The organism is Holdemania filiformis DSM 12042 (genome assembly GCF_000157995.1).
GTDB classification, from domain to species: Bacteria; Bacillota_I; Bacilli_A; order Erysipelotrichales; family Erysipelotrichaceae; genus Holdemania; species Holdemania filiformis.
This window is the reverse complement of the sequence record NZ_GG657561.1, coordinates 557,893-560,262: the sequence shown is the minus strand read 5'-3', so window position 1 is coordinate 560,262 and position 2,370 is coordinate 557,893. Positions and strand designations below refer to the sequence as shown.

Annotated in this window: 4 protein-coding genes; all 4 read right to left on the bottom strand. The window is 40.9% G+C overall.

What is annotated here, in order from left to right:
* Positions 1-160: helix-turn-helix domain-containing protein (locus HOLDEFILI_RS15345; RefSeq protein ID WP_006060752.1), on the bottom strand; the 160-nt coding region annotated here is incomplete at its 3' end.
* 38 nt (positions 161-198) lie between these two features.
* Positions 199-834, bottom strand: a complete 636-nt coding sequence (locus tag HOLDEFILI_RS15340) for a hypothetical protein (RefSeq protein ID WP_039865142.1) — start codon at positions 832-834, stop codon at positions 199-201.
* A gap of 476 nt (positions 835-1,310) precedes the next feature.
* The gene (locus tag HOLDEFILI_RS15335) at positions 1,311-1,892 is read right to left on the bottom strand and encodes a DUF4274 domain-containing protein (protein ID WP_006060755.1); all 582 of its coding nucleotides are present in this window, start codon (positions 1,890-1,892) and stop codon (positions 1,311-1,313) included.
* 59 nt (positions 1,893-1,951) lie between these two features.
* Positions 1,952-2,170 (bottom strand): hypothetical protein, encoded by a 219-nt coding sequence (locus HOLDEFILI_RS15330; RefSeq protein WP_006060754.1) that lies wholly within the window; start codon positions 2,168-2,170, stop codon positions 1,952-1,954.
* Positions 2,171-2,370 lie beyond the last annotated feature (200 nt).

Below are 2,370 nucleotides of genomic sequence, written 5' to 3'. Positions count from 1 at the left end.
CCAACTCAATAAGGGCATAATGGCTGATGTCCTTGAAATTATCCCCCTCATAACTGCCCAACGCAGACTTGGAGAGGTGCGTCTGCTCCGCAAGCTGTTCCAGCGTCAACCCACGCTCCACACGCAGGTCTTTCAATCGTTCTTGTATGGATAGTTCCATGCACTCCCCCTCCTTGTCTGTTTATGTTACCTGTTATATCAAAGTTTGTTCAGATACCCGATTTCATCTAATTCTGCCTTAATCTCGTCCCATTCACTACGCTTGGGGTTTAATGCAACAATCATCTCTTTTGTCACCGGCACCCCGTCTGCAAGCTGGCGCACAACTTCCAAAGGCAGGTCGGCGGGATAAAACCACTTCCCGTATTCCACATAGGTCTGCGGATTACCATCAATCATAGAGAGTAAATCCTTGGAAGCGTCCTCACCAGCCATAGGATTACAGTGCCAAACAACGCCATCTTCCGTCCAGACGCAAAAAGTGCTTTTCATCTTTTTGACTTCTCTGCTATTCATGAGCTTTTGCAAAGCGGAAGGCATCCCATTTGTCAAATCCTCTATCCGAGGGAGTTTTTCTTCCCAATCGTAAAGTTCAGAATCTACACCATTGATAACACAGCCTTCAGATGTGAACATGATAATCATGCTTTGCTCACTGCCATCGGTAGCCCAAAATGTTTCTTTTCCCTTTCTCCATATGGGATTGTATGTATAGTGACGGATGAAACTCCATTCCTTCTCTAACATGATGATGTCCAAAGCTGCAAGCCCCTTGCAGAAAGCCTTTAGGCGATTTACATCAGGTAATCCAGACAAATTTTTCGTTGAAATCATATCGCCACTCCTTTCAAACTTTAATTGCCATCCAAGTACTTTCATTTTACCACAATTCCGAGAGCGTGGAAATAGAGAGTTTTCCGAGCTGATTTCCGACCTTATGGATATACGGGGCGGGCGGTCTTTTAGGTGTAGACTTAGGGTAGTTCATCGATGAGCTGCACCTTGAAAAATGAATGACCGTCCGAAAAGGAATACCCAGGCAGGGGAAGCACCGCAACGAGCCACTTCGGGACAAAATGGCGCTGTTGACAAAGTCTCGCAACAGCGCCAAAATGTCCCGAACTTGTGGACACACTCCCGTAAAAATTGAAATGGGCGGGAAGCCATTTTAGGGCTTTCCCGCCTTGATTGCCCATCAGCAAAGACGGGCGGGACTGTCAACGGCGGCGCATGAAATGCGCCGTTCATCTTGACCGTTGACTGGCTCGGCTAGCTTTGCTATCTCCTCGATAAATGGGAATTTTTCTTTTTTATTCGTCCAAAGCGTCACAAAGCTTGTCCATAATTTCAGAAAGAGCAGTTGGAATTCCTTCTTCCCAGTTTGGACTTTCTAAAACTTCTCCATCTAAAGCCATATACATCTCTTTAGGTATCTCTCTTTTCATTTCCTCTTCGTCAACTTCTTCTGTCCAGTCATAATCTGAATTATATGGATCATTTTTAGGGTCAAAAGCATATTTTTGATTTTCATAATATCCTGAAATATAATTTTTTTCAAGAGTTTCAACAATATCAAAATCTTCTAAAGCCCAGCTGTCCTCTTCTTCACATTCTTTTCTATTTTCATATTTCTTAAAAAATTGAGGATTCATATACCAATATAGGAATAGAGCTGTTCCCTTGTCAGTATCAGGCTGTTCTGCTATCCATTTGATAACTTCCTTAGAATTATCAAAGTTCCAATCTATTGCTAAAAGTTGTCTTTCTTTTGGAGAGTTTTTCTTTAAATAATTTATAATTAACTGGTTTTCTAACTCATCAAATTCATTTTCGTCAATCTCTACATTTTCCCAATCAAAATCTTCTCTTAAAATATCTTCAATTTTTAACATCAAAATACCTCCTAAAATTCATATTTTTATATTTCTTTATTAGTTCTATCAACTGAATTTTACTTTTCACCTATTGCCTTGAAACAGACCACTGCACCGCAAATAAAAAATATAATGCAAATAATGAGTGGGATTATTAAGTCTAATCCCAACAAACTACCTAAAATACCAGTAATTCCGTTATAATCCCACTGGTAAGGTGCCGCAGAGCATAGAATAATTATTGAACCAAGAAAACCCATTAGCTGCCACACAATTCCTAAAATCATTTTTTTCATACAATCACATTCCTTTATCAAATTCCGATTTGCTGTTCTCCTACTTCCGCCCCCGTTGTGGGTTTGGATTTTTCAGCAAGTCCGACTTCTGTGCAATCTTTTTCAGCCACTTCTTTTCTTCTTCGGACAGCTTCTTCAAATTCAATTTGAGCCGCTTACAGATAAACGCCAAAGCCGCTTGCTCCGGGTCGCTATCTGGG